Source organism: Streptomyces humi, from assembly GCF_001005085.2.
In the GTDB taxonomy this organism is placed as follows: domain Bacteria; phylum Actinomycetota; class Actinomycetes; order Streptomycetales; family Streptomycetaceae; genus Streptomyces; species Streptomyces humi.
The window spans coordinates 1-23911 of the sequence record NZ_LBMU02000013.1; the positions used below are offsets into that span (position 1 = coordinate 1).

At 70.2% G+C, this 23911-nt stretch carries 23 protein-coding genes and 1 tRNA gene; 11 read left to right on the forward strand and 13 right to left on the reverse strand.

Going from position 1 to position 23911, the window contains the following annotated elements:
• Window positions 1-9 precede the first annotated feature (9 nt).
• The gene (locus tag AAW13_RS03965) at window positions 10-1755 is read left to right on the forward strand and encodes an outer membrane protein assembly factor BamB family protein (RefSeq protein ID WP_071659417.1); all 1746 of its coding nucleotides are present in this window, start codon (window positions 10-12) and stop codon (window positions 1753-1755) included.
• A gap of 234 nt (window positions 1756-1989) precedes the next feature.
• Window positions 1990-2682 carry a helix-turn-helix transcriptional regulator gene (locus AAW13_RS03970; RefSeq protein ID WP_071659418.1) on the forward strand — a complete coding sequence of 231 codons (693 nt, stop codon included), beginning with the start codon at window positions 1990-1992 and terminating at the stop codon, window positions 2680-2682.
• Window positions 2683-2763: 81 nt separating this feature from the next.
• Here AAW13_RS03970 and AAW13_RS03975 read toward each other — a convergent pair whose 3' ends face one another.
• Both AAW13_RS03975 and AAW13_RS03980 read right to left on the reverse strand, forming a co-directional pair.
• A complete protein-coding gene (locus AAW13_RS03975; RefSeq protein WP_046731739.1) occupies window positions 2764-3096 on the reverse strand; it encodes a hypothetical protein in 333 nt (110 codons plus the stop codon).
• A gap of 27 nt (window positions 3097-3123) precedes the next feature.
• A complete protein-coding gene (locus tag AAW13_RS03980) occupies window positions 3124-4824 on the reverse strand; it encodes a sodium:solute symporter family protein (RefSeq protein WP_046731738.1) in 1701 nt (566 codons plus the stop codon).
• Window positions 4825-4949: 125 nt separating this feature from the next.
• On the opposite strand from AAW13_RS03980, the gene galT reads away from it, so the two are divergent.
• The 3 genes from galT to galK are packed head-to-tail and all read left to right on the forward strand — an operon-like array spanning window position 4950 to window position 8133.
• On the forward strand, window positions 4950-6008 hold the full coding sequence (gene galT, locus AAW13_RS03985; protein ID WP_046731737.1) for a galactose-1-phosphate uridylyltransferase: 1059 nt from the start codon (window positions 4950-4952) through the stop codon (window positions 6006-6008).
• Window positions 6008-6979: a UDP-glucose 4-epimerase GalE gene (galE, locus tag AAW13_RS03990; protein WP_046731736.1), complete on the forward strand. Its 972-nt coding sequence runs from the start codon at window positions 6008-6010 to the stop codon at window positions 6977-6979. Before galT ends, galE begins: the two co-directional genes overlap by 1 nt.
• Complete coding sequence (gene galK / locus AAW13_RS03995) at window positions 6979-8133, forward strand: galactokinase (RefSeq protein ID WP_046731735.1); 1155 nt, start codon at window positions 6979-6981, stop codon at window positions 8131-8133. The genes galE and galK overlap by 1 nt, the downstream gene beginning before the upstream one ends.
• A gap of 4 nt (window positions 8134-8137) precedes the next feature.
• Here the strand turns inward: galK and AAW13_RS04000 are convergent, their stop codons facing one another.
• The gene (locus AAW13_RS04000; protein ID WP_206306145.1) at window positions 8138-8596 is read right to left on the reverse strand and encodes a GNAT family N-acetyltransferase; all 459 of its coding nucleotides are present in this window, start codon (window positions 8594-8596) and stop codon (window positions 8138-8140) included.
• Window positions 8597-8856: 260 nt separating this feature from the next.
• Here AAW13_RS04000 and AAW13_RS04005 point away from each other — a divergent pair, with 260 nt between their 5' ends.
• Window positions 8857-9630 (forward strand): LuxR C-terminal-related transcriptional regulator, encoded by a 774-nt coding sequence (locus AAW13_RS04005; RefSeq protein ID WP_046731733.1) that lies wholly within the window; start codon window positions 8857-8859, stop codon window positions 9628-9630.
• Window positions 9631-9758: 128 nt separating this feature from the next.
• Here the strand turns inward: AAW13_RS04005 and tamR are convergent, their stop codons facing one another.
• Window positions 9759-10256 (reverse strand): MarR family transcriptional regulator TamR, encoded by a 498-nt coding sequence (gene tamR, locus AAW13_RS04010; protein WP_046731732.1) that lies wholly within the window; start codon window positions 10254-10256, stop codon window positions 9759-9761.
• Window positions 10257-10345: 89 nt separating this feature from the next.
• On the opposite strand from tamR, the gene AAW13_RS04015 reads away from it, so the two are divergent.
• The 3 genes from AAW13_RS04015 (at window position 10346) to AAW13_RS04025 (ending at window position 11785) form a co-directional block, all read left to right on the forward strand.
• Window positions 10346-11170, forward strand: a complete 825-nt coding sequence (locus tag AAW13_RS04015) for a trans-aconitate 2-methyltransferase (RefSeq protein WP_046731731.1) — start codon at window positions 10346-10348, stop codon at window positions 11168-11170.
• Window positions 11170-11532: a VOC family protein gene (locus AAW13_RS04020; protein ID WP_046731730.1), complete on the forward strand. Its 363-nt coding sequence runs from the start codon at window positions 11170-11172 to the stop codon at window positions 11530-11532. The genes AAW13_RS04015 and AAW13_RS04020 overlap by 1 nt, the downstream gene beginning before the upstream one ends.
• A 79-nt stretch (window positions 11533-11611) precedes the next feature.
• Window positions 11612-11785, forward strand: coding sequence for a CsbD family protein (locus tag AAW13_RS04025; RefSeq protein ID WP_069751536.1), 174 nt, complete (start codon window positions 11612-11614; stop codon window positions 11783-11785).
• Between the two features lie 93 nt (window positions 11786-11878).
• On the opposite strand, the gene AAW13_RS04030 is transcribed toward AAW13_RS04025, so the two are convergent.
• Both AAW13_RS04030 and AAW13_RS04035 read right to left on the reverse strand, forming a co-directional pair.
• On the reverse strand, window positions 11879-12556 hold the full coding sequence (locus AAW13_RS04030) for a TetR/AcrR family transcriptional regulator (RefSeq protein ID WP_046731729.1): 678 nt from the start codon (window positions 12554-12556) through the stop codon (window positions 11879-11881).
• Window positions 12553-13563 (reverse strand): acyl-CoA desaturase, encoded by a 1011-nt coding sequence (locus AAW13_RS04035; RefSeq protein WP_046731728.1) that lies wholly within the window; start codon window positions 13561-13563, stop codon window positions 12553-12555. Before AAW13_RS04035 ends, AAW13_RS04030 begins: the two co-directional genes overlap by 4 nt.
• Before the next feature lie 303 nt (window positions 13564-13866).
• Between AAW13_RS04035 and ppc the strand changes: the two genes are divergently transcribed.
• Window positions 13867-16608 carry a phosphoenolpyruvate carboxylase gene (gene ppc / locus AAW13_RS04040; RefSeq protein WP_046731727.1) on the forward strand — a complete coding sequence of 914 codons (2742 nt, stop codon included), beginning with the start codon at window positions 13867-13869 and terminating at the stop codon, window positions 16606-16608.
• A 63-nt stretch (window positions 16609-16671) separates the two neighbouring features.
• On the opposite strand, the gene AAW13_RS04045 is transcribed toward ppc, so the two are convergent.
• The 7 genes from AAW13_RS04045 to AAW13_RS04075 all read right to left on the reverse strand — a co-directional run bounded on the left by AAW13_RS04045 (window position 16672) and on the right by AAW13_RS04075 (window position 22337).
• Window positions 16672-17172, reverse strand: a complete 501-nt coding sequence (locus tag AAW13_RS04045) for a hypothetical protein (protein ID WP_046731726.1) — start codon at window positions 17170-17172, stop codon at window positions 16672-16674.
• A gap of 42 nt (window positions 17173-17214) precedes the next feature.
• Entirely contained in the window at window positions 17215-17817 is a 603-nt protein-coding gene (pth, locus tag AAW13_RS04050) for an aminoacyl-tRNA hydrolase (RefSeq protein ID WP_046731725.1), read from the reverse strand.
• 74 nt (window positions 17818-17891) lie between these two features.
• On the reverse strand, window positions 17892-18488 hold the full coding sequence (locus tag AAW13_RS04055; protein WP_046731724.1) for a 50S ribosomal protein L25/general stress protein Ctc: 597 nt from the start codon (window positions 18486-18488) through the stop codon (window positions 17892-17894).
• A 206-nt stretch (window positions 18489-18694) separates the two neighbouring features.
• Window positions 18695-19675, reverse strand: a complete 981-nt coding sequence (locus AAW13_RS04060; protein WP_046731723.1) for a ribose-phosphate diphosphokinase — start codon at window positions 19673-19675, stop codon at window positions 18695-18697.
• 140 nt (window positions 19676-19815) lie between these two features.
• Entirely contained in the window at window positions 19816-21264 is a 1449-nt protein-coding gene (gene glmU, locus AAW13_RS04065) for a bifunctional UDP-N-acetylglucosamine diphosphorylase/glucosamine-1-phosphate N-acetyltransferase GlmU (protein WP_071659419.1), read from the reverse strand.
• Between the two features lie 118 nt (window positions 21265-21382).
• Window positions 21383-21453: transfer RNA gene (locus tag AAW13_RS04070), tRNA-Gln, on the reverse strand.
• A gap of 11 nt (window positions 21454-21464) precedes the next feature.
• Complete coding sequence (locus AAW13_RS04075) at window positions 21465-22337, reverse strand: hypothetical protein (RefSeq protein WP_046731721.1); 873 nt, start codon at window positions 22335-22337, stop codon at window positions 21465-21467.
• A gap of 166 nt (window positions 22338-22503) precedes the next feature.
• Here AAW13_RS04075 and AAW13_RS04080 point away from each other — a divergent pair, with 166 nt between their 5' ends.
• Window positions 22504-23880, forward strand: a complete 1377-nt coding sequence (locus AAW13_RS04080; protein WP_046731720.1) for a sensor histidine kinase — start codon at window positions 22504-22506, stop codon at window positions 23878-23880.
• Window positions 23881-23911 lie beyond the last annotated feature (31 nt).

Genomic DNA, 23911 nt, shown 5'->3' on the forward strand with positions numbered 1-23911 from the left:
AGCCCCGCCATGACGCAACCGCCCCCGCCGCCGCCCAACGAGCCCCCGCAGCAGCCCGGTTTCGGCGCGCCCGCGACCCCGCCGCAGCCGCCGCCCGGCCCACCGGCCCCACAACCGGGCTACGGCTACCCGCAGCAGCCGGCCGCCCCCCAGCCCGGCTACGGCTACCCCCAGCAGCCACCCCCGCCCACGCCCCCCGGCTACGGCTACCCCGCCCAGCCCCCCACGGCCGGCAACCCCTACGCCCAGCAGCCCGGTTACGGCTACCCCGGCGGTCCGAACCCCGGCGGTCCGAACCCCGGCGCCTCCGGCCCCGGCCGGAACAACGCCGTGCTGCTCATCGTCACCGCCGCGGTCGTCGCCATCGCGCTGATCGTCGGCGGCGGCATCTGGTACGCGAAGTCCTCCGGCGGCGACGGCAAGAAGGACGACACCGCGAGTTCCAGCGGCGGCACCGGCGGCCAGGGCAAGGACGGCGACAAGGGCGGCACGGGCACCGAGAAGGTCCCCGCCGACCCCACTTCCAAGGTCCTCTTCCAGGTCCCGCTGCCCGCCGCGAAGGACACCACGGTGACCGCCGGTTCCTGGCTCACCGACACGGTGTACGCGAAGAGCGGCGTCGCCCAGATCAACGGCTACGACCCCGACTCGGGCGCCAGGCTCTGGACGGTCCCGCTGCCCGGACCGGTCTGCTACGCCACCGGGCACGTCAGCGCGGACGGCAGGACGGCGGTCGTCTTCCAGCCGAAGATGCCCCCCAAGGGCTCGTCCACGGGGTGCAGCCAGGTCGCCGCGATCGATCTGAAAGCCGGTAAGAAGCTGTGGACGAAGTCCATCAAGTCCGGTGACGTGCCGATCAACTTCAATAACGTGACGGTCGCCCAGCAGACCGTCGCGGTCGGCGGCACCAGCGGCGGCGCCGCCTTCGACCTCGCCTCCGGCAAGGTCCGCTGGCAGCCGAAGTCGACCGACACCTGCTACGACGCCGGTTACGGCGGCGGCGCCAAGCTGGTCGCGGTCCGCCGGTGCGGCAGCGGCGACAGCGGCCAGCTGCACATCCAGACCATCGACCCGGTCTCCGGCAAGGTGATCTCCGAGTACGAGATGACCTCGGGCATCGAGTACGCCAGCGTCGTGTCGACCGACCCGCTCGTGGTGGCCGCCGACGTCAACGACAGCGCGGGCGACGGCAGCGGTTTCTCCGACGTCTTCTCCATCGACAACAGGACCGGGAAGCTGCGCACCCGGATCTCCACCCCGGGCAGCTCGTACGCGGTCCGCTGCGACGGGATCTACGAGGTGGAGAAGTGCAGGGGCGTGGTGGTCGGCAACGACCGGCTGTACCTGGCGACCGAGGAACACGACGGCAGCGGGGCCTACGCCAAGACCAACGAGATCGTCGCCTTCGACCTCGCCACCGGTGAGCAGACCGGCCAGCGTGCCGACGCCGGGAACAACTACACGATCACACCGCTGCGCATGGACGGCACCGACGTGATCGCGTACAAGAACGCGCCGTACAACAAGGGTGCTCAGGTCGTCAGTGTCGACGGCGGCTCGTTCAAGGAGACCAGGCTGCTGGAGAATCCGGTGAGCGCGGCCGTCAAGGCGGTGGAGACCAGCATGTCGCCGCAGTACTCCGAGGTCCTCTACTCCCAGGGCCACCTGTACCTGTCCGCCGTGTACGCGCGCTCCGCCGGTTCGTCGACGTCGGGCAAGGCGTACCTGGTGACCGCGTTCGGTGCGGGAGGCTGACGCCCGGTCAAGTGGGCGCTTACCGCACCACACCCGCTCTTCACCCGCGAATACCAGAAAAACCTGAGATTCCTCCGATCCGGGGCACTTCTCATCAGTAGGGGCAGCGCAACGTCGAACAAGCGTGTAGCTTCCGGGGGCATGAAAGGACGGGGTGCCGGGGGGCCCTCTGTCCATGCGGACCAGTGGGCATCCATAGTGGGGCATCCATTGGGGGGACTGGGGGGTTGCTCTATGGGAGTGCGGCTCATGGTGGTCGACGACCACCGGTTGCTCGCCGAGGCGCTGGCCTCTGCGCTGAAACTGCGGGGCCACCGGGTGCTCGCGGCGGCGGCGCCGGCGGCGGGCGCGGCCGAGCTGGTGATCACCCGGGCGCCCGAGGTGTGCCTGCTGGGCACGGCCGCACCGGCCGAGCCGGGGATCTTCGACCCGGTGGTGCGGATCAAGAAGGAGCGGCCGCAGGTGGCGGTGCTGGTGCTGGGTCCGGTGCCGTCCCCGCGGGGCATCGCGGCGGCCTTCGCCGCGGGCGCCTCCGGGTACGTACGGCACGACGAGCGGATAGAGGGCGTCGAGCGCGCCATCATGAAGGCCCGGTCCGGCGAGGCCGCCGTGGCGCCCGCCCTCCTCCAGGGCGCGTTCAGCGAACTCCTCAACCCCGCCGCCCAGCCCGACGACGAGGGCCAGCGCCTCCTCCAGATGCTCACCCCGAGGGAGGTCGAGGTCCTGGTGCGGGTGGCCGACGGCGAGGACACCCGCCTGATCGCCGCCGGCATGGGCATCGCCCCCAGCACGGCCCGCACCCACGTCCAGCGGGTCCTGATGAAACTGGGCGTGGGGTCAAGGCTGGAGGCGGCCGCGCTGGCGGCACGGACAGGCCTCCTTGACAGGGCGGGCCCTCTCAACAGCAGCACTGAAGGGCCCCGCTAGGGGCGCTGGGGGTACCCCCGGCCGAAGGCCGGGGGAGGAACTGCGCGAGCAGCCCCCACGCACCCGCACCCGAAACGCGACCTACTCGGCCTCCTCCGCCGGAGGCACCGGCGGAGGAGTCGGCCGCAACCACAGCCACACCAGGAAGAACACCCCGAGCAACAGCATCCCGATGCCCGTCCACAGGTTGATGTTGATCCCCTGTGCCTTGTCGATCTCGGCCTGCGAGTCCGTGATCCCGGTGATCGTCACGATGATCCCGTACACCACGAACAGCCCGCCGATGATCCGCCGCAGGTCGAAGATCCGCGCGGCGGTCGCGGAGCGTCCCTCCAGCTCGGTGACCTCGCGCTGGACGTCCTGCTCGGAGTAGTGGAACCCGGTGCGCTCCGGGCGCCCGAAGTCGTCGGTCATGGTCTCTCCATCCTCCCGCGACCGGGACTAGAACGAGAACGGGATGTAGCAGAGGGCGGCGAGGACCACCGCACCCCAGCCCAGCAGTGCCGGCCTGCGGTACCAGGCCTCGTCGCCGGGCGCGGGCGCCTCGGCCATGCCGGGCGAGCTCGTGCCGTAGACGAGCCCGGCCAGCTCCGCCTCCGGCTTCGGCGCGGTGAACAGGGACACGATCACCATCACCACCGCACCGGCGACGAAGCCGGCGATCGCGGAGACGAAGTTGGCGCCCTGGTCGGAGGGGATGGCGATGATGTCCTTCTTGTAGAGGACGAAGTAGTTGACCATCGCGGTGACGGTCCCCGCGAGCAGCCCCCAGAACCCGGATTTCGCCGAGGCGCGCTTCCAGAACATGCCGACGATGAAGACGACGAACATCGGCACGTTGAAGAAGGAGAACAGCGTCTGGAGGTAGCTCATGATGTTCGAGAACGACGACGCGAGGAACGCCGTCCCGACGGACGCGCAGACGCCGATCGCGGTGATGAGCCGTCCGAACCGCACGTAGTAGCCGTCCTCGCGGCCCTTCACCACGTACTTCGCCCAGATGTCGGTGGTGAACACCGTGTTGAAGGACGACACGTTGGCGGCCATGCCCGCCATGAAGGCCGCCAGCAGACCGGTCACCGCGATGCCGAGCACGCCGTTGGGCAGCAGCTGTGACATGAGGTAGGGGATCGCGTCGTTGTACTGGAGGCCGGACTTCGCGGTCCCGATGTTCGGCACCAGCGCGGCGGCGACCAGCCCCGGGATCATCACCAGGAAGACGATGAAGATCTTCGGGTACGCGGCGATCAGCGGGGTGCGCTGGGCGGCGGAGAGGTTCTTCGCCGACAGGGCGCGCTGCACCTCGGCGAAGTTCGTCGTCCAGTAGCCGAAGGAGAGGACGAACCCGAGGCCGAGGACGATGGTCAGCCAGTTCGCGCCGAGCGGGTTGGCGGAGCCGATGCCGGTGCCGCCCCAGGCGGTGGTGAAGTTGTGGCCGTGGGTTGCGGTGAGCTTGTCGACCAGGCCGTCCCAGCCGCCGACCTTCTTCAGGCCGAGCACGGACAGCGGGATGAGCGCGGCCAGGATCACGAAGAACTGGAGCACCTCGTTGTAGATGGCCGAGGAGAGGCCACCGAGCGTGATGTACGCCAGCACGAACGCGCCGGCGACCACGATCGCCACCCACTGGGGCCAGCCGAGCAGCGCCTCGACGACGATCGCGAGGGCGTACAGGTTGACGCCCGCGATGAGGATGGCCGCGAAGGCGAACAGGATCGAACTCAGCAGATGCGCGGCTCTGTCGAAGCGGAGCAGCAGCATCTCGGGGACCGAGCGGACCTTGCTGCCGTAGTAGAAGGGCATCATCACCAGGCCCAGGAAGACCATGGCCGGGATGGCGCCGATCCAGTACCAGTGCACGGTGTAGGCGCCGTACTGCGCGCTGTTGGCGGCCATGCCGAGGATCTCGGTCGCGGCCAGGTTCGCGGAGATGAACGCGAGACCGGTGATCCAGGCGGGCAGTGACCGGCCGGAGAGGAAGAAGTCGAGGCTGGTCTTCACCGACCGGCGGGCCGCGAAGCCGATGCCCAGGACGACGACGAAGTAGATCGCCAGGATCGTGTAGTCGAGGCCGTTGGTGGGGAGCCGCAGGCCCGCCGCGAGGTATGTGGGGGAGTATGGGGCGTTTGTGGGGTTCTGCACCCAGTAATTCAACACTTTCGTTGTCTCACCTTGATTGATTCCGATGTTGACTGGCGTGGTGAGTTGTGTTTTGGTGTGTTCGGTTCTGTTTGAAGGTTGGATGACTCGATCAACGGGAGTCCGCAGTGAAGAAGACCTCGACCCGGCTGGCCGACGGTCGCGAGCTCATCTACTACGACCTGCGTGACGACACCGTGCGGGACGCGGTGGACCGCCGGCCGCTGGAGCGGACGCACACCACCTCCGAGATCCGCCGGGACCCGCTGCTCGGCGACCAGGTCGCCATCGCCTCGCACCGGCAGGGCCGCACCTACCACCCGCCGGCCGACCAGTGCCCGCTGTGCCCGACACAGGGCGACCGGCTGAGCGAGATCCCGGACTCGTCGTACGACGTGGTGGTCTTCGAGAACCGTTTCCCCTCGCTGGCCGGCGACTCCGGGCGCTGCGAGGTGGTCTGCTTCACCTCGGACCACGACGCGTCCTTCGCGAGCCTCACCGAGGAGCAGGCGCGCCTCGTCCTCGACGCCTGGACCGACCGGACCTCCGAACTGTCGCATCTCCCCTCCGTCGAGCAGGTGTTCTGCTTCGAGAACCGCGGCGAGGAGATCGGCGTGACGCTCGGTCACCCGCACGGGCAGATCTACGCCTACCCCTTCACCACCCCGCGCACCGCACTGATGTTGCGGTCGCTCGCGGCGCACAAGGAGGCGACGGGCGGCGAGAACCTGTTCGACACCGTCCTGGAGCGTGAACTCGCCGGCGAGCGGGTCGTCCTTGAGGGTGAACACTGGGTCGCCTTCGTGCCGTACGCGGCGCACTGGCCCTACGAGGTCCACCTGTACCCGAAGCGCCGGGTCCCCGACCTGCTCGGTCTCGACGAGGCGGCGCGCTCAGAGTTCCCCAAGGTTTATCTGGAACTCTTGAGGCGCTTCGACCGTATCTTCGGTGAGGGTGAGCCTCCCACGCCCTACATCGCCGCCTGGCACCAGGCGCCGTTCGGGACGCTGGAGGAGTTCGACGGTGTCACGCGCGACGACTTCGCGCTCCACCTCGAGCTTTTCACCATCCGCCGAACGTCCGGCAAGCTGAAGTTTCTCGCGGGTTCCGAGTCCGGCATGAGCGTGTTCATCAACGACGTGCCGCCGGAGCGCGCGGCCGAGCGACTGCGAGAGGTAGCGAGTTGATGAAGTACCTGGTGACGGGCGGGGCGGGTTACGTCGGCAGCGTGGTCGCCCAGCACCTGCTGGAGGCGGGCCACGAGGTCACCGTCCTCGACAACCTCTCCACGGGCTTCCGCGAGGGCGTCCCCGCGGGCGCCGCCTTCGTCGAGGGCGACATCCGCGACGCCGCCAAGTGGCTGGACTCCTCCTACGAGGCGGTGCTGCACTTCGCCGCGTTCTCCCAGGTCGGCGAGTCGGTCGTGAAGCCCGAGAAGTACTGGGACAACAACGTCGGCGGCACCATGGCGCTGCTCGGCGCGATGCGCGAGGCCGGCGTGCGCAAGCTGGTCTTCTCCTCCACGGCGGCCACCTACGGCGAGCCGGAGCAGGTCCCGATCGTCGAGACCGCCCCGACGCAGCCGACGAACCCGTACGGCGCCACCAAGCTCGCCGTCGACCACATGATCACCGGTGAGGCCGCCGCCCACGGCCTGGGCGCGGTCTCCCTGCGCTACTTCAACGTGGCCGGCGCCTACGGCGCGCAGGGCGAGCGCCACGACCCCGAGTCGCACCTGATCCCCCTGGTCCTCCAGGTGGCCCAGGGCCGCCGCGAGGCCATCTCCGTCTTCGGCGACGACTACCCGACGCCCGACGGGACCTGCGTCCGCGACTACATCCACGTCGCCGACCTCGCCGACGCCCACCTGCTGGCCGTGGCGGCCGCGCGGCCCGGCGAGCACCTGATCTGCAACCTCGGCAACGGCGAGGGCTTCTCCGTCCGCCAGGTCATCGAGACGGTCCGGCAGGTCACCGGCCACCCGATCCCCGAGGTCGTGGCCCCGCGCCGGGGCGGCGACCCGGCGGTCCTGGTCGCCTCGGCGGCCGCCGCCCGCGAGCAGCTCGGCTGGAATCCGACCCGCGCGGACCTCGCGGGGATCGTCGCGGACGCCTGGGAGTTCGCCCAGACCATCGCAAGCGCAGCAAGGGAGCAGTAGTGGGGGCACAGCAGGTCCGCGAGGGCTTCACCGAGCTGTACGGCACCGAGCCGGACGGCGTCTGGTCGGCGCCCGGCCGGGTCAACCTGATCGGCGAGCACACCGACTACAACGACGGCTTCGTGATGCCGTTCGCGCTGCCGCACGTGACGACGGCCGCGGTCGCCCGCCGTACCGACGGCGTACTGCGCCTGCACTCCTCGGACATCGGGGGCGGTGTCGTCGAACTCGCCCTCGACACCCTGGAACCCGGCACCGACCAGGAGTGGACGGCGTACCCGGCGGGCGTGGTCTGGGCGCTGCGCGAGGCCGGCCACCCGGTCACCGGCGCCGACGTCCACCTCGCCTCCACCGTCCCGACCGGCGCGGGCCTGTCCTCCTCCGCGGCCCTGGAGGTGGTGATCGCCCTCGCGCTGAACGACCTGTACGAACTCGGCCTCCAGCGCTGGCAGCTGGCCCGCCTGTGCCAGCGCGCGGAGAACGTCTACGTCGGTGCGCCGACCGGCATCATGGACCAGACGGCGTCCGCCTGCTGCGAGGCCGGGCACGCCCTGTTCCTGGACACCCGCGACCTCTCGCAGCGGCAGATCCCCTTCGACCTCGCGGCCGAGGGCATGCGGCTGCTCGTCGTCGACACCCAGGTCAAGCACGCGCACAGCGGCGGCGAGTACGGCAAGCGCCGCGCGGGCTGTGAGAAGGGCGCCGCCCTGCTCGGCGTGGACGCCCTGCGGGACGTTCCCTACGGCGAACTGGACTCCGCGCTCGACCGCCTCGGCGACGAGGAGGAGGTACGGCGGCTGGTCCGTCACGTCGTCACCGAGGACCACCGCGTCGAGCGTGTCGTCGCCCTCCTGGAGGCCGGTGACACCCGCGCGATCGGCCCGGTCCTCACCGAGGGCCACGCCTCGCTGCGCGACGACTTCCAGGTCTCCTGCCCCGAGCTGGACCTGGTCGTGGAGGCGGCGAACGCCGCCGGCGCGCTGGGCGCCCGGATGACCGGCGGCGGCTTCGGAGGCTCGGCGATCGTCCTCGCCGAAACGGCCGACGTCGACACGATCACCAAGGCGGTCGAGGAGGCCTTCGCGGCGGCCGGGTTCAAGGCGCCGCGGACCTTCGAGGCGGTGCCGTCGGCGGGCGCCCGCAAGGCGGACTGAGCGCTCAGCCCAGCCGCTTGGTCAGCGTGTACTCCGTGATCCCCGGCGGATAGTCGGGGATCACGCACACCACGTCGTAGCCCTGCTTCCGGTAGAAGTCCGGGGCCTGGAAGTCCCAGGTCTCCAGGCGGACGGCGGTGCAGTCGCGGTCCTTGCGGGCGATGCGCTCCGCCGCGGCGAGCAGCCGGCCGCCCAGCCCGGCGCCGCGGCTGCGGGCGTCCACCCACAGGTAGGTGACGTGCAGCCAGGACGCCCAGGTGTGCCCGACCAGGCCGCCGCCCAGGGCGCCCGAACCCTCGTCCACCGCCCAGACGTGCAGGGGTACTTCGCGTCCGGCGGGGGTGCCGCGCAGCGCGGCCAGCACGGGAGAGGCCGCGGTGTTGGTGGCCAGCAGCCGCGCGCGGAGCAGATCACGTCGTTCCTTGTCGACTTCCGCCTCAATACGAAACATGCGGCACACCATAAACGCGTCCGCCGGGCAGTTCTGCAAATTGCCTTCCGCTTCCGGCGCCCGGCCGTACTCTGATGAGCGGTACCGGTGGGGGCCGGTGCTGATCAGGGGGCGAGACAAGTCGGATACGACGCTCGTGGTGGGGTAGCTGTTCAGGCACGGCGGCGGCCGTGCGGTTGCGTCCTCCCACGGGTGTCGTGTCCGTGTGGGTCGTCGTTCTCCGGACCTTGGGGTATCCCCTGCTCGTGAAGAGCATTGGGGAAGGGGGTTTCGTGGTTCGCATCCGAGTTCTGGTCGTCGACGACCACCGTATCTTCGCCGAGTCGCTGGCCGCCGCACTGGCCGCCGAGCCCGACGTCGACGTGTCCGCGGCCGGCAGTGGTCCGGCGGCGCTGCGCTGCCTGGAGCGCGCGGTCGCCGAGGGCCGTCGCTACGACGTGCTGCTCGTCGACGCCGACCTGGGCGGCCAGCTGCCCGGCGGGCGCGCGGCCGTGCCGGTGCAGGAGGCCAACGAGGAGGGGCTCGTCGACGGCATATCGCTGGTCGCCGGGGTCCGCTCGGCCCAGCCCGCCGTACGGATCGTCGTCCTCGCCGAGCGGGACGACCCGCGGCGCGCGGCGCTGGCGTTGCAGGCCGGTGCCTCGGGCTGGGTCGCCAAGGACTGCTCGCTGTCCAGACTGCTGAACGTCATCCGGGGCGTCCTGCGCGACGAGACCCATCTGCCGCCCGCCCTGCTGACCGGGGTGCTGCGCGAGCTGACGGCCGCCCGCAAGCACCGCACCGAGAGCGAGCGGCTGGTGGAGTCCCTCACGCCCAGGGAGCGGGAAGTGCTCCGGTGCATGGTGGCGGGACTGGGGCGCAAGGCCGTCGCCGAGCGCCTGTTCCTGTCCCCGCACACCGTCCGCACCCACATGCAGAACGTCCTGGGCAAACTGGGCGTCCACAGCACCCTGGCCGCGGTCGCGCTGGCGCGGAGGGCCGGGGTGGGGCCGGCCGAACTGGGTCCCGCCGGCCGGATCATGTCGGAGGAGAGCAGCAGCGCCTGACCGGCGTCCACCGGGGAACGCCCCGTCAGGGGCGCTGGGGGTGCCCCCGGCCGAAGGCTGGGGGAGGAACCGCGCGACCAGCCACGACGGCGCGGCAGTCGGCATAGGGCGGCACCCCGGCGGAGCGCCTAGCCGGGGATGTTGTCGAACGGGGCAGTCAACTGGCGGAGCAGTCCGGCGAGTTCGGATCGCTGGGCGGGGGAGAGTTCGCCGAGGATCGCTCGTTCCTGGGCGAGGAGGCCCGCCAGGGCCTGGTCCGCGCGGTCCTGGCCCTCGCCGGTCAGCCGGACCAGCACACCGCGCCGGTCGCTCGGGTCCGGCAACCGCTCCACCAGCCCCTTCTTGGCCAGCCGGTCGATCCGGTTGGTCATCGTCCCCGAGGTGACCAGGGTCTGCGTCAGCAACTGGCCCGGGGAGAGCTGATACGGGGTGCCCGCGCGCCTGAGCGCGGTCAGCACGTCGAACTCCCAGGGCTCCAGGCTGTGCTCGGCGAAGGCCAGCCGACGTGCCCGGTCCAGGTGCCGGGCCAGCCGGCTCACCCGGCTGAGCACCTCAAGCGGTTCCACGTCGAGGTCCGGGCGCTCCCGGCGCCACGCAGCCACCAGCCGATCGACCTCGTCCTCCATGGCGATCAGTGTAGTGGTTGTGTCGACATGAAGTCTCTTGATATCGAGTCTCTTGACATCGAGATATCTGGGTGGGGAAGGTGGAGCACATGACCACTCCCGCCTGGGACCCCGCCCAGTACCTCCGGCACGCCGGCCACCGCGGCCGCCCCTTCGCCGACCTCCTCGCCCGCGTCCCCGACCTGCCCGCCGCCACCGCGGGCCGCCCCCGCATCGCCGACCTCGGCTGCGGCCCCGGAAACATGACCGCGCTGCTGGCCGAGCGCTGGCCCACCGCGCACATCACCGGCTACGACAACTCGCCCGAGATGCTCGACAAGGCACTCGTGGAGTACGAGGGACCCACGGCCGGCGGCGGCCGCCTGGACTTCTCCCACGCCGACGTCCGCACCTGGGCGCCCGAGGGGACGTACGACCTGATCGTCTCCAACGCCACGCTCCAGTGGGTGCCCGGCCACCCCGAGCGCTTCGCCGGCTGGATCGCCGCCCTCGCCCCCGGCGCCACCTTCGCCTTCCAGGTCCCCGGCAACTTCGCCGCCCCCAGCCACCGGCTGATGCGCGACCTCGCCCGCTCCGCGCGCTGGAGCGGCCGGCTCGCCGAGACCCTCCGCCACGAGGACGCCGTACTGAGCCCCGAGGCCTACCTGGAGCGGCTGACCGCGCTCGGCTGCGCCGCGGACGTCTGGGAGACGACGTACCTCCACCTGCTCACCGGCGAGGACCCGGTCCTCGACTGGGTGAAGGGCACCGGTCTGCGCCCGGTCCTCACCGCCCTCGCCGACGACCCCGAGGCCCGGGAGGCCTTCCTCGCCGACTACCGCACCGCCCTGCGCGAGGCCTACCCGGCCGGCCCGCACGGCACCCCGTTCCCGTTCCGGCGGATCTTCGCCGTCGCCCGCAAGGAGGACGCCTGATGATCACCGCTCTCGACCACGTACAGCTGGCCGTGCCGCCCGGCTCCGAGGACCTGCTGCGCGCCTACTACGTCGGTCTCCTCGGCATGACCGAGATCCCCAAGCCGCCGGTGCTCGCGGCCCGCGGCGGCTGCTGGTTCCGGGCCGGGACCGTGCACCTGCACCTGGGCGTCGAGGCGGACTTCCGGCCCGCCCGGCAGGCCCACCCGGGCCTGCGGGTCACCGGCATCGACGCCTGTGCCGAACGGCTCGAAGCCGGCGGCGCCCCCGTCACCTGGGACGACGACCTTCCCGGACACCGCCGCTTCTACTCCCGGGACCCGGTCGGCAACCGCCTGGAGTTCCTGGAACCGGTGGGCTGAGCCGCCGTTTGCCCCGGCCCGGTCCTGGTTACCCGGGGCAATGACCCCACGCACGTATTCGCGTCAGGAGGGATCGACGGTGTCAGGACACCAGAAGGCCAAGGGCAAGAAGGAACAGATGAAGGGCAAGGCCAAGGAGGTCGGCGGGCGTGCGACGCGCGACGTGCCCCTGGAGGCCGAGGGCCGGCTCGAGCAGTCGAAGGGCGACGCGCGCCAGGCCAAGGAGAAGATGAAGGACGTCTTCAAGCACTGATCCGCCGGAGATCGGCCGGAGATCCGCCGGGGACCCGCCGGAGCTCCGCCGGGGTCCCGCCGGGGATCCGCTGATATCAGGGCACCGGGGCGTTCACGCCTTCCGGTGCCCTATCAGCCGTGGCTTCTGCTCCAGGCCGTCCAGGCCGTGCCAGGCAAGGTTGACCAGGTGTGCGGCGACCTCCGCCTTCTTCGGCCTGCGGACGTCCAGCCACCACTGGCCGGTCAGCGCGACCATCCCGACCAGCGCCTGCGCGTACAGCGGCGCCAGCTTGGGGTCGAAGCCGCGGGACTTGAACTCGCGGCCCAGGATGTCCTCCACCTGGGTCGCGATGTCCGAGATCAGCGACGCGAACGATCCCGTCGACTGCGGGATGGGGGAGTCCCGTACCAGGATCCGGAAACCGTCCGTGTACTCCTCGATGTAGTCGAGGAGCGCGAACGCGGCCTGCTCGCACAGCTCCCGCGGATGGCCGGCCGTCAGCGAGCCGGTCACCATGTCGAGCAGCCGCCGCATCTCCCGGTCGACCACCACGGCGTACAACCCCTCCTTGCCGCCGAAGTGCTCGTACACCACCGGCTTGGAGACCCCGGCCTTCGCCGCGATCTCCTCCACCGAGGTGCCCTCGAACCCCTTCGCCGCGAAGAGGGTGCGACCGATCTCCAACAGCTGCTGGCGGCGCTCCGCCCCGGTCATACGGGTGCGACGCGCCCGCCGCTGCTTGCTGTCGGGACTGGGGGTGCTGGAGTCGGTCGCCACGGCGTCAATCATGCCGCCTTCGCGGCCCGAGCCTCCTGCCGGGAGGCGCCATCCCCGGTGTCACGGCGCGAATCGATACGCGAGCGTGACGGCCAGCGCACGTCGTACGCCCAGCCCAGCTGCTCGCACCAGCGGATGATCCGCGCCGACGAGTCCAGCTGGCCGCGCTCCACACCGTGCCGCGCCGAGGTCGGGTCGGCGTGGTGCAGGTTGTGCCAGGACTCGCCGCAGGACAGCACCGCCAGCCACCACACGTTCCCCGACCGGTCACGGGACTTGAACGGCCGCTTGCCCACCGCGTGGCAGATCGAGTTGATCGACCACGTCACATGGTGGAGCAACGCCACCCGCACGAGTGAACCCCAGAAGAACGCGGTGAACGCGCCCCACCAGGACATCGTCACCAGACCGCCGACCAGCGGCGGCAGCGCCAGCGACAGCATCGTCCAGTAGATGAACTGCCGGGAGATCGTCCGGATGGCCGGGTCCTTGATCAGATCGGGTGCGTACTTCTCCTGGTTGGTCTGCTCCTCGTCGAACATCCAGGCGATGTGCGCCCACCACAGACCCTTGATCAACGCCGGCACGGTCTCCCCGTACCGCCACGGGGAGTGCGGGTCACCCTCCGCGTCGGAGAACTTGTGGTGCTTGCGGTGGTCGGCCACCCAGCGCACCAGGGGCCCCTCCACGGCCATCGAGCCCGCGACCGCCAGCGCGATCCGCAGCGGCCGTTTCGCCTTGAACGACCCGTGCGTGAAGTAGCGGTGGTAACCGATCGTCACGCCGTGACAGCCCAGGTAGTAGAAGAACACCAGCAGACCCAGGTCTAGCCAGCTCACGCCCCAGCCCCAGGCCAGCGGCACCGCCGCCAGCAGCGCCAGGAAGGGCACGACGATGAACAGCAACAGGGTGATCTGCTCGATCGAACCCTTCCGCTCACCGCCCAGGGTGGCGGACGAGGGCGAGGCACCGGCGGGCTTCTGGGCTTCTTCGATCACATCGGAACCAGACGAGGTCATGCGCGTCCCCTGTGGGGTCGAGGGTTGAGACAGGTGCCGATCCGCGGCCACCGCAGGGGACTTTAGAACGCATTCCCTACGGTTCCGTAACCTACGGCGACGTAAGTATGGCAGCGAGGCGTCTCGCAGCAAGAGCCCGACAGCCTGCGCGTCCTCATGGACACCTATCCTTGAGTCGGTCGGACAGCGCGGTCCGCTCTGTTTCCTTCCCGGATGTCCGGCCCGTATGCGGGCACGCGCCCGCCGCGGCCGACGGACGGGTTCCCCTCCAGACGAGCTTCAACACTGCAAGGAGCCGCACCTGTGAGCAGTGCCGACGACCTGACTACCAGCGCCACCACCAGCAGCAGTGAGCTGCGCGCCGACATCCGGCGCCTGGGCGACCTCCTCGGCGAGACCCTCGTCCGGCAGGAGGGCCCCGAGCTGCTGGAGCTCGTCGAAAGGGTCCGCCGCCTGACCCGCGAGGACGGCGAGGCCGCCGCCGACCTGCTGCGCGGCACGGAACTGGAGACCGCCGCCAAGCTGGTCCGCGCCTTCTCCACCTACTTCCACCTCGCCAACGTCACCGAGCAGGTGCACCGCGGCCGCGAGCTGCGGGCCCGCCGCGCCGCCGAGGGCGGACTGCTCGCCCGCACCGCCGACCGGCTCAAGGACGCCGACGCCGGCCACCTGCGCGAGACCGTCCAGAACCTCAACGTCCGCCCGGTCTTCACGGCCCACCCCACCGAGGCCGCCCGCCGGTCGGTCCTCAACAAGCTCCGGCGCATCGCCGCGCTCCTGGACACCCCGGTCATCGAGTCCGACCGCCGCCGGACCGACATCCGCCTCGCCGAGAACATCGACCTCGTCTGGCAGACCGACGAGCTGCGCGTGGTCCGGCCGGAACCGGCCGACGAGGCCCGCAACGCCATCTACTACCTGGACGAACTGCACGCCGACGCGGTCGGCGACGTCCTGGAGGACCTCACCGCCGAGCTGGAACGGGTCGGCGTCAAGCTCCCCGACGACACCCGCCCGCTCACCTTCGGCACCTGGATCGGCGGCGACCGCGACGGCAACCCCAACGTCACCCCCCAGGTCACCTGGGACGTCCTCATCCTCCAGCACGAGCACGGCATCAACGACGCCCTGGAGATGATCGACGAACTCCGCGGCTTCCTCTCCAACTCCATCCGCTACACCGGCGCCACCGAGGAACTCCTGGAGTCCCTCCGGGCGGACCTCGACCGGCTCCCCGAGATCAGCCCCCGCTACAAGCGGCTCAACGCCGAGGAGCCCTACCGGCTCAAGGCCACCTGCATCCGGCAGAAGCTGGAGAACACCAAGCGGCGCCTGGCCACCGGCACCCCGCACGAGCCCGGCCACGACTACCTCGGCACCGCCGAACTCCTCGCCGACCTGCGCCTCGTCCAGACCTCCCTGCGGGCCCACCGCGGCGGCCTGTTCGCCGACGGCCGCCTCGCCCGTACGATCCGCACCCTGGCCGCGTTCGGCCTCCAGCTCGCCACCATGGACGTCCGCGAGCACGCCGACGCCCACCACCACGCCCTCGGCCAGCTCTTCGACCGCCTCGGCGAGGAGTCCTGGCGCTACGCCGACATGCCCCGCGAGTACCGCGCCAAGCTCCTCGCCAAGGAACTGCGCTCCCGCCGGCCCCTCGCACCCACCCCGGCACCCGTGGACGCGGCGGGCGAGAAGACCCTCGGCGTCTTCCAGACCGTGAAGAAGGCCCTGGAGGTCTTCGGACCCGAGGTCGTCGAGTCGTACATCATCTCCATGTGCCAGGGCGCCGACGACGTCTTCGCGGCGGCCGTACTGGCCCGCGAGGCCGGACTCCTCGACCTGCACGCCGGCTGGGCGAAGATCGGCATCGTGCCGCTCCTGGAGACCACGGACGAGCTCAAGGCCGCCGACACCATCCTGGAGGACATGCTCTCCGACCCGTCGTACCGCCGCCTGGTGGCACTGCGCGGAGACGTCCAGGAGGTCATGCTCGGCTACTCCGACTCCTCCAAGTTCGGCGGCATCACCACCTCCCAGTGGGAGATCCACCGCGCCCAGCGCCGACTGCGCGACGTCGCCCACCGCTACGGGGTGCGGCTGCGCCTCTTCCACGGCCGCGGCGGCACCGTCGGCCGCGGCGGCGGCCCCTCGCACGACGCCATCCTCGCCCAGCCCTGGGGCACCCTGGAGGGCGAGATCAAGGTCACCGAGCAGGGCGAGGTCATCTCCGACAAGTACCTGATCCCCTCCCTCGCCAGGGAGAACCTGGAACTGACCGTCGCGGCCACCCTCCAGGCCTCCGCCCTGCACACGGCCCCCCGCCAGTCCGTGGAGGCCCTCGCCCGCTGGGACGCGGCGATGGACGTCGTCTCCGACGCCGCCCACGCCGCCTACCGCCGCCTGGTGGAGGACCCGGACCTGCCGACGTACTTCCTCGCGTCGACGCCGGTGGACCAGCTCGCCGACCTGCACCTGGGCTCCCGCCCCTCCCGCCGCCCCGGCTCCGGCGTCTCGCTCGACGGCCTGCGCGCCATCCCCTGGGTGTTCGGCTGGACCCAGTCCCGGCAGATCGTGCCCGGCTGGTTCGGCGTCGGCTCCGGCCTGAAGGCGCTGCGCGAGGCCGGCCTCGACACCGTCCTGGACGAGATGCACGAACAGTGGCACTTCTTCCGGAACTTCGTCTCCAACGTCGAGATGACCCTCGCCAAGACGGACCTGCGGATCGCCCAGCACTACGTCGACACCCTCGTCCCCGACGAGCTCAAGCACGTGTTCGACACCATCAAGGCCGAGCACGAGCTGACCGTCGCCGAGGTCCTGAAGATCACCGGTGAGTCCGAGCTGCTGGACGCCACCCCGGTCCTGAAGCAGACCTTCACCATCCGCGACGCCTACCTGGACCCGATCTCCTACCTCCAGGTCGCCCTGCTCAAGCGTCAGCGCGACGAGGCCGCCGCGGGCGCCGACCCCGACCCGCTGCTCGCACGCGCCCTGCTCCTCACGGTCAACGGCGTGGCGGCGGGCCTGCGCAACACCGGCTGACCGGCTCCGCCCGACACGGCTGTGCCCCCGGGGTCGTCCCCCCGGGGGCACAGCCGTGTCCGTCTACTGCACAGTGACGAAGGCCGCCGTGAGCAGCGCGAGCCCCGAGACCCCCAGCACCCATGCCACCCGGGTCAGCCGCAGCCCGCCGGCCACCACCACCGACGCCAGCAGCAGCGCACCGCCGAACGGCACCCAGGAGTACAGGAACCCGGCGGGACCGGACCGGACCACCTCGTCGGTACCCGGCTTCACGATCACGTCGTACGTCTGCCCCTTGCGCACCGCGACCGACCTGCCGATGACGACACCGGAGCGCGCCGAGGCGCCGGGCGAGACAGGGGTGAACGGTCCCGTGCAGGTGTCCGCACCGCACGAGGTCACCCTGACCGTGCCCTGCTCCTTGCCCTTCGTCAGCATCACGTGCTGGGCGGTGCCCCAGGACCCCCACACTCCGGCGACCAGGATCAGCACGGCGACCGCGCCCATCGACACGACACGCAGGGCGTCGACCGGAGCCGTACGGGAAGAGGCGGCTGAGGCAGCAGGCATGGCCGGGATCATTGGCCATATCCCTACGGCCGGTCAACTGCCGTAGGGGACAAGTCAGGAGTTGTACGCGCTTTGCGCCCGCTCCAGACCTTCGGTCACCAGCGCCTCCACCGCGTCGGCCGCGCGGTCCACGAAGTAGTCCAGCTCCTTGCGCTCGGCCGAGGAGAAGTCCTTCAGCACGAAGTCCGCCACCTGCATACGGCCCGGAGGACGCCCGATCCCGAACCGCAGCCGGTGGTAGTCCGCCCCCATCGCCTTCGTCATCGACTTCAGCCCGTTGTGGCCGTTGTCGCCACCGCCCAGCTTGAGGCGCAGGGTGCCGTAGTCGATGTCCAGTTCGTCGTGGACCGCCACGATGTTGGCGAGCGGCACCTTGTAGAAGTCGCGCAGGGCGTTCACCGGCCCGCCGGACAGGTTCATGAACGACATCGGCTTGGCCAGGATCACCCGCCGGTTCGCCGGCCCCGGCGCCCCGAGCCGCCCCTCCACGACCTGCGCCTGCGCCTTCCCGGCCCGCTTGAACTTCCCGCCGATCCGGTCGGCGACCAGGTCCACGACCATGAAACCGACGTTGTGCCGGTTGGCGGCGTACTCGGGCCCGGGATTACCGAGCCCGACGATCAGCCAGGGGGCGTTGGCGGGGGTGGTCACGTCCATGTCTCCTTGATACGCGCCAGCCGCCGCTCCCGAGAGGAAGCAGCGGCTGACGAACGATGAAACGAAGGTGAGGATCAGGCCTCGGCGGCCTCTTCGGCCTCGCCCTCGGCGCCCTCGGCCGCCTCCTCCGCCTGCGCGGCCAGCACCTGGAGGACGACCGCGTCCTCCTCGACGGCCAGGCTCACGCCGGACGGCAGCGTGATGTCCTTGGCGAGCACGGAGGCACCGGCCTCCAGGCCCTCGACGGAGACGGTGACGGCCTCGGGGATGTGGGTGGCCTCGGCCTCGACCGGCAGCGCGTTCAGGACGTGCTCCAGCAGGTTGCCGCCCGGGGCCAGCTCGCCCTCGGTGTGCACCGGGATCTCGACCGTGACCTTCTCGCCGCGCTTGACCAGCAGCAGGTCGACGTGCTCCAGGAAGCCCTTGATCGGGTCGCGCTGCACGGACTTCGGGATCGCCAGCTCGTTGCTCTTGCCGTCGATGTCCAGGGAGATCAGGACGTTCGGCGTGCGCAGCGCGAGCAGCAGGTCGTGGCCCGGGAGGGTCAGGTGGATCGGGTCCGAACCGTGGCCGTACAGGACACCGGGGACCTGGGCGTCACGGCGGATACGGCGCGCGGCACCCTTGCCGAACTCGGTACGGGTCTGGGCGGTGAGCTTCACTTCGGCCATGCGGATCACTCCTCGTGGATACAGGTACGGACGTGGTCACCCGGCCACGAACGGCCTGCTACGAAGAGCGCGTCGATAACGGAGGCGTGGCCTCCCTCGCCGAGCAACTGGGGAAGTCTACTCGGCACGGGAGGCCACAGAGAAATCGATCAGCGTCGACCGGCGCCCACCGGACGCCGACGATCATGCAGAAGCGTTTTTACAGCTCACTGCTCGTCGAACAGGCTCGTCACCGAACCGTCCTCGAACACCTCGCGCACCGCACTCGCGATCGTCGGCGCGATCGACAGCACCGTGATCTTGTCCAGATCCCGGCTCAGCTCACCCGGCGTCGGCAGCGTGTTCGTCAGCACGAACTCGCTCACCCGGGAGTTCTTCAGCCGGTCCGCCGCCGGACCCGACAGCACACCGTGCGTCGCCGTCACGATGACGTCCTCCGCACCATGCGCGAACAGCGCGTCCGCGGCCGCACAGATCGTGCCACCGGTGTCGATCATGTCGTCGACCAGAACGCACACCCGGCCCTCGACCTCACCGACGACCTCGTGCACGGTCACCTGGTTCGCCACGTCCTTGTCACGGCGCTTGTGCACGATCGCCAGCGGCGCACCCAGCCGGTCGCACCACCGGTCCGCCACCCGCACCCGGCCGGCGTCCGGCGACACCACCGTCAGCTTGTCCTTGTCCACCTTCCGGCCCACGTAGTCCGCGAGCAGCGGAAGCGCGAACAGGTGGTCCACCGGACCGTCGAAGAAGCCCTGGATCTGGTCCGTGTGCAGATCGACCGTCAGAATCCGGTCCGCACCCGCCGTCTTCATCAGATCCGCGATCAGCCGCGCCGAGATCGGCTCCCGGCCTCGGTGCTTCTTGTCCTGCCGCGCGTAACCGTAGAAGGGCACGATCACCGTGACGGAACGGGCCGACGCCCGCTTCAACGCGTCGATCATGATCAACTGCTCCATGATCCACTGGTTGATCGGAGCCGTGTGGCTCTGGATCACGAAGCAGTCGGCACCGCGCGCCGACTCCTGGTAGCGAACGTAGATCTCACCGTTCGCGAAGTCGAAGGCCTTAGTCGGGACGACCCCGACACCCAGCTGGTGGGCGACCTCCTCGGCAAGCTCGGGGTGGGCGCGGCCGGAGAAGAACATCATCTTCTTCTCGCCGGTCGTCTTGATCCCGGTCACAGCACTGTCTCCTCAGAGGTTCTCAGCCGTACAGCTGGAGGTCCGGCGGCCCCCGCGCCGGACGCGGAGGGCCGAATCAGCTGGTTAGGTGCGGGTGTGCACTTATCACGGTACGACGTCTTCGGCGCACCTGTTTCCGGTCAGTCCTCGCTCGCGCCCTGCCGGGAAGCCGCCTCGGCCGCCTTCGCCGCCGCGCTCCCCGGACGCTTCCGGGCCACCCAACCCTCGATATTCCGCTGCTGGCCGCGGGCCACGGCAAGCGAACCGGGCGGCACATCCTTCGTGATCACGGACCCGGCAGCGGTGTACGCGCCGTCCCCGACCGTGACAGGAGCCACAAACATGTTGTCCGACCCCGTCTTGCAGTGCGACCCGACGGTGGTGTGATGCTTGCTCTCCCCGTCGTAGTTGACGAACACACTCGCCGCACCGATGTTCGAGTACTCCCCGATCGTCGCGTCACCCACATAGGACAGGTGCGGGATCTTGGTCCCCTCGCCGATCGAGGCGTTCTTCGTCTCCACGTACGTACCGATCTTGCCCTTCGCCCCCAGCCGGGTCCCCGGCCGCAGATAGGCGTACGGACCCACCGACGCGTTCGCACCGATGTGCGCCGAGTCCGACACCGTGTTGTCGACGCGCGCCCCCGCGCCGACCCGGGTGTCCCGCAGCCGGCTGTTCGGCCCGACCTCCGCGCCCTCCGCCAGATGCGTACTGCCGTGCAACTGCGTCCCCGGATGCACGACGACGTCCTGCCCGAACGTCACCGTCACGTCCACCCACGTGGTGGCCGGATCGACGACCGTCACCCCGGCGAGCATCGCCCGCTCCAGCAACCGGTCGTTCAGGATCCGCCGCGCCTGGGCCAGCTGCACCCGGTTGTTGATCCCCGCGATCTCCCGGTGGTCCACCGCCACCGAAGCCCCCACCCGGTGCCCGGCCTCCCGCAGGATCCCCAGCACGTCGGTCAGGTACTCCTCACCCTGGCTGTTGTCCGTCCGCACCTTGCCCAGCGCGTCCGCCAGCAACTGCCCGTCGAACGCGAACACCCCGGAGTTGATCTCCCGGATCGCCCGCTGCGCCTCGTCGGCGTCCTTGTGCTCCACGATCGCCGTCACGGCGCCGGAACCGGCGTCCCGCACGATACGGCCGTAACCGGTCGCGTCCGGCACCTCCGCCGTCAGCACGGTCACCGCGTTGCCGTCGGCGTGGTGCGTCCCCGCGAGCGCCGTCAGCGTCTCCCCGGTGAGCAGCGGGGTGTCCCCGCAGACCACGACCACGGTCCCGTCGACGGCCCCGCCCAGCTCCTCCAGCGCCATCCGCACGGCGTGCCCGGTGCCGTTCTGCTGCTCCTGCACGGCGGTACGGACGGTCGCGTCGACCTCACCGAGATGCGCGGCGACCTGCTCGCGCGCGTGCCCGACGACGACGACCAGGTTCTCGGGGTCCAACTCGCGGGAGGCGGCGAGCACATGGCCCACCAGGGAACGGCCGCAGATCTGGTGCAGGACCTTGGGTGTGGCCGACTTCATACGGGTGCCCTCACCCGCTGCGAGAACGACGACGGCTGCCGGGCGAATGGCGCTCACGGATGTGCCCTTCGGCTTTTTGGACGGGTGGGGGTGACATCCGCAGGATACCGGGGCGTTTCATGGACGACATGAGAGCGGGCCCTGACGGTGCTGTCAGGGCCCGCTGCTTGTCATGCTCCCGGAGAAGGATTCGAACCCTCATTCAACGGACCAAAACCGTTTGTCCTGCCCTTAGACGATCCGGGATGGATCTGCCGCTATGTCCGATTCTGATGATCGGTTGCGGTGGCAGCCACTACTATGCCGTACCACCAGCCCTCGATGCGACGGTACAACTCGGTTCCGCGGGACACGCGGACAGTGAGGCAACCTCTGTAGGAGTCGCCGACGTTCTTGCGGACGGTCTTGGGGTTGTGCTTTTTGAGGTTGGTCTTGTAGAAGGCGGAGCGGTCGGCGCCGACAAGGTCGGCCCAGTACTGTTCGGCGCCGGTGATGTCTGCGGTCTCGTGGATCATTACGGTGAATCGAAGGCGCTCGCGCCCAACGCCGAGCAGATCCAGCCAGGCCAGGTAGACCTTGATGACATTGGGGTCGCTGTTCACGAAGATCACGTTCTCGCGGCGGGCGTAGGGCTTGTCCTTGGCCCCCTCGGCCCAGTACAGGGCGATGCCGGTCATGAACAGTTCCCGGTCCGTCAGTTCGCCGATCTCACGCGTCGCGGCTGCCTTCGTCTCCTGGCGTTCCGTGTCGCGGATCGCCGATTCGTGCTCCCACCTCTTCCGAGCCGCCAGTTTTCCCTGCTCACTCGGGTTCCGCCGTTCCGGCGTCGGCAGATCCCGTACCCATAGCGAGATCGAGCTCTTCGAGCAGCCCAGCTCCACTTGGATCCGGTCGTAAGTCCAGCCTTGGCGCCGTAGCTCTCGTGCCCTGTCGCGCAGGTCGTCCTTCGCGTTCGGGCGCTTCGTCCAGTCCGGGGGCGGTTCGCCCTCCAGGAGGCGGTTGAGGATGTCGTTGTTGTCGATGTGCAGGCGGTTGCGGATCTGGCGGCGGCTGAGTCCGGACCGCCGGAGCGCCACCGCCTGTTCCCGCAGGGCCTCGAAGTCCCGGTATTTGCTGGGTGGATGTGCCATATGCATACCGTCCGGGCGGAATGTGGGGTTCCGGGTTCGAACGGGGATGGTTCAGCAGTTCGAGGGTTTCCGGGGGGTTTCGGGGCTGTTCGGTTACGGAGTGTGGTGTAGGGCAGTAGACGAAACTCACCGGAAAAGCCCACCCTCGCGCCCGTAGGCTGGACGCATGACCACGACGGGGGCAGACCACGCGACGGCCTTGACCGGGCCGTGGTGGTGGTCGCGGTGGCGTAGTGCGGTTCTGGACGGGGCGCTCGCCCTGGTGTCGGCGCTGGAGTGCGGCGCGGAGGGCATCCCGTTCGCGCGGGACGCCGGGGTCCCGCTGTCGGCGGGGATCGTGTTCGGTTTGCTGGCCGGTTCGGTCCTGCTGCTCCGCAGGAAGTGGCCGATCGCCGTCGTCCTGGTCGCGATCGCGATCACGCCGGCCCAGATGGGCTTCCTGATGGGCATCGTCGGCCTGTACACGCTGGCCGCGGCGGAGCTGCCGCGCCGGATCATCGTCGCGCTGGCGGGGATGTCGCTGGTCGGCACGATGATCGTGACCTTCGTGCGGGTGAAGCAGGACATGGCGCGGGGGGATCTGACGCTGGGGGACTGGTTCGTCCCGTTCGCGGCGGTCACCACGTCCCTCGGGCTGACGGCGCCGCCGTTGCTGCTCGGGTTGTACGTGGGTGCGCGGCGTCGGCTGATGGAGAGCCTGCGGGAGCGGGCGGACAGCCTGGAGCGGGAGCTGCAACTGCTCGCGGAGCGCGCGGAGGAGCGTGCGGAGTGGGCGCGGGGTGAGGAGCGCACGCGGATCGCACGGGAGATGCACGACGTGGTCGCGCACCGGGTGTCGTTGATGGTGGTGCACGCGGCGGCGTTGCAGGCGGTGGCGCGGAAGGACCCGGAGAAGGCGGTCAGGAACGCGGCGCTGGTGGGGGACATGGGGCGCCAGGCGTTGACGGAGCTGCGGGAGATGCTGGGGGTGCTGCGCTCGGGGGAGTCGGCTCAGCGCCGTACGGCGTCGGCGTCCGCTTCGGCGTCCGCTTCGGTCTCGGTGTCCGTCGTGTCCGCGACGGCGACGGCGTCGGCGTCGGGTTCGGTGCCGTTGGCGGCGGTGGGGGTGGCGGCCGCGGCGGCGGCTTCGCGGGTGGCCGAGGAGGAGGGGCCGTGGCTGGCGGAGCTCGATGTGCTGATCGGGCAGTCGGCGGCGGCGGGGATGGTGGTGGACCTGTCGGTGGAGGGGGATGTCCGGTCGTACGCGGCGGAGATCGAGCAGACGGCGTTCCGGGTGGTGCAGGAGGCGCTGACCAACGTCCACAAGCACGCGGCGGGCGCGAAGACGCATGTGCGGCTGGCGCACCGGGTGGCGGAGATCGCGATGCAGGTGGAGAACGAGCCGCCGCCGGAGCCGGCGTCGGCGGCGTCGGCCGGGCTGCCGTCCGGGGGGAACGGTCTGGTGGGGATGCGGGAGCGGGTGCTCGGGCTGGGCGGGGTGTTCGTGTCGGGGCCGACGGACGCGGGGGGTTTCCGCGTGTCGGCGGTGATTCCGTCGGCCTGACCGGTGGCCGGGCGTCGTGTCGTCCGGGTGC

Bases quoted from the DNA above. Each gene is read 5' to 3' on its own strand.
- AAW13_RS04075 (WP_046731721.1), bottom strand. From the start codon at position 22,337: ATGGCACATCCACCCAGCAAATACCGGGACTTCGAGGCCCTGCGGGAA.
- AAW13_RS04000 (WP_206306145.1), bottom strand. From the start codon at position 8,596: ATGGTGTGCCGCATGTTTCGTATTGAGGCGGAAGTCGACAAGGAACGA.
- AAW13_RS04035 (WP_046731728.1), bottom strand. From the start codon at position 13,563: ATGACCTCGTCTGGTTCCGATGTGATCGAAGAAGCCCAGAAGCCCGCC.
- AAW13_RS03975 (WP_046731739.1), bottom strand. From the start codon at position 3,096: ATGACCGACGACTTCGGGCGCCCGGAGCGCACCGGGTTCCACTACTCC.
- AAW13_RS04045 (WP_046731726.1), bottom strand. From the start codon at position 17,172: ATGATCCCGGCCATGCCTGCTGCCTCAGCCGCCTCTTCCCGTACGGCT.
- galE (WP_046731736.1), top strand. From the start codon at position 6,008: ATGAAGTACCTGGTGACGGGCGGGGCGGGTTACGTCGGCAGCGTGGTC.
- AAW13_RS04015 (WP_046731731.1), top strand. From the start codon at position 10,346: ATGACCACTCCCGCCTGGGACCCCGCCCAGTACCTCCGGCACGCCGGC.
- AAW13_RS03965 (WP_071659417.1), top strand. From the start codon at position 10: ATGACGCAACCGCCCCCGCCGCCGCCCAACGAGCCCCCGCAGCAGCCC.
- pth (WP_046731725.1), bottom strand. From the start codon at position 17,817: ATGGACGTGACCACCCCCGCCAACGCCCCCTGGCTGATCGTCGGGCTC.
- tamR (WP_046731732.1), bottom strand. From the start codon at position 10,256: ATGGAGGACGAGGTCGATCGGCTGGTGGCTGCGTGGCGCCGGGAGCGC.
- AAW13_RS03970 (WP_071659418.1), top strand. From the start codon at position 1,990: ATGGGAGTGCGGCTCATGGTGGTCGACGACCACCGGTTGCTCGCCGAG.
- AAW13_RS04055 (WP_046731724.1), bottom strand. From the start codon at position 18,488: ATGGCCGAAGTGAAGCTCACCGCCCAGACCCGTACCGAGTTCGGCAAG.
- AAW13_RS04080 (WP_046731720.1), top strand. From the start codon at position 22,504: ATGACCACGACGGGGGCAGACCACGCGACGGCCTTGACCGGGCCGTGG.
- AAW13_RS04020 (WP_046731730.1), top strand. From the start codon at position 11,170: ATGATCACCGCTCTCGACCACGTACAGCTGGCCGTGCCGCCCGGCTCC.
- AAW13_RS04030 (WP_046731729.1), bottom strand. From the start codon at position 12,556: ATGATTGACGCCGTGGCGACCGACTCCAGCACCCCCAGTCCCGACAGC.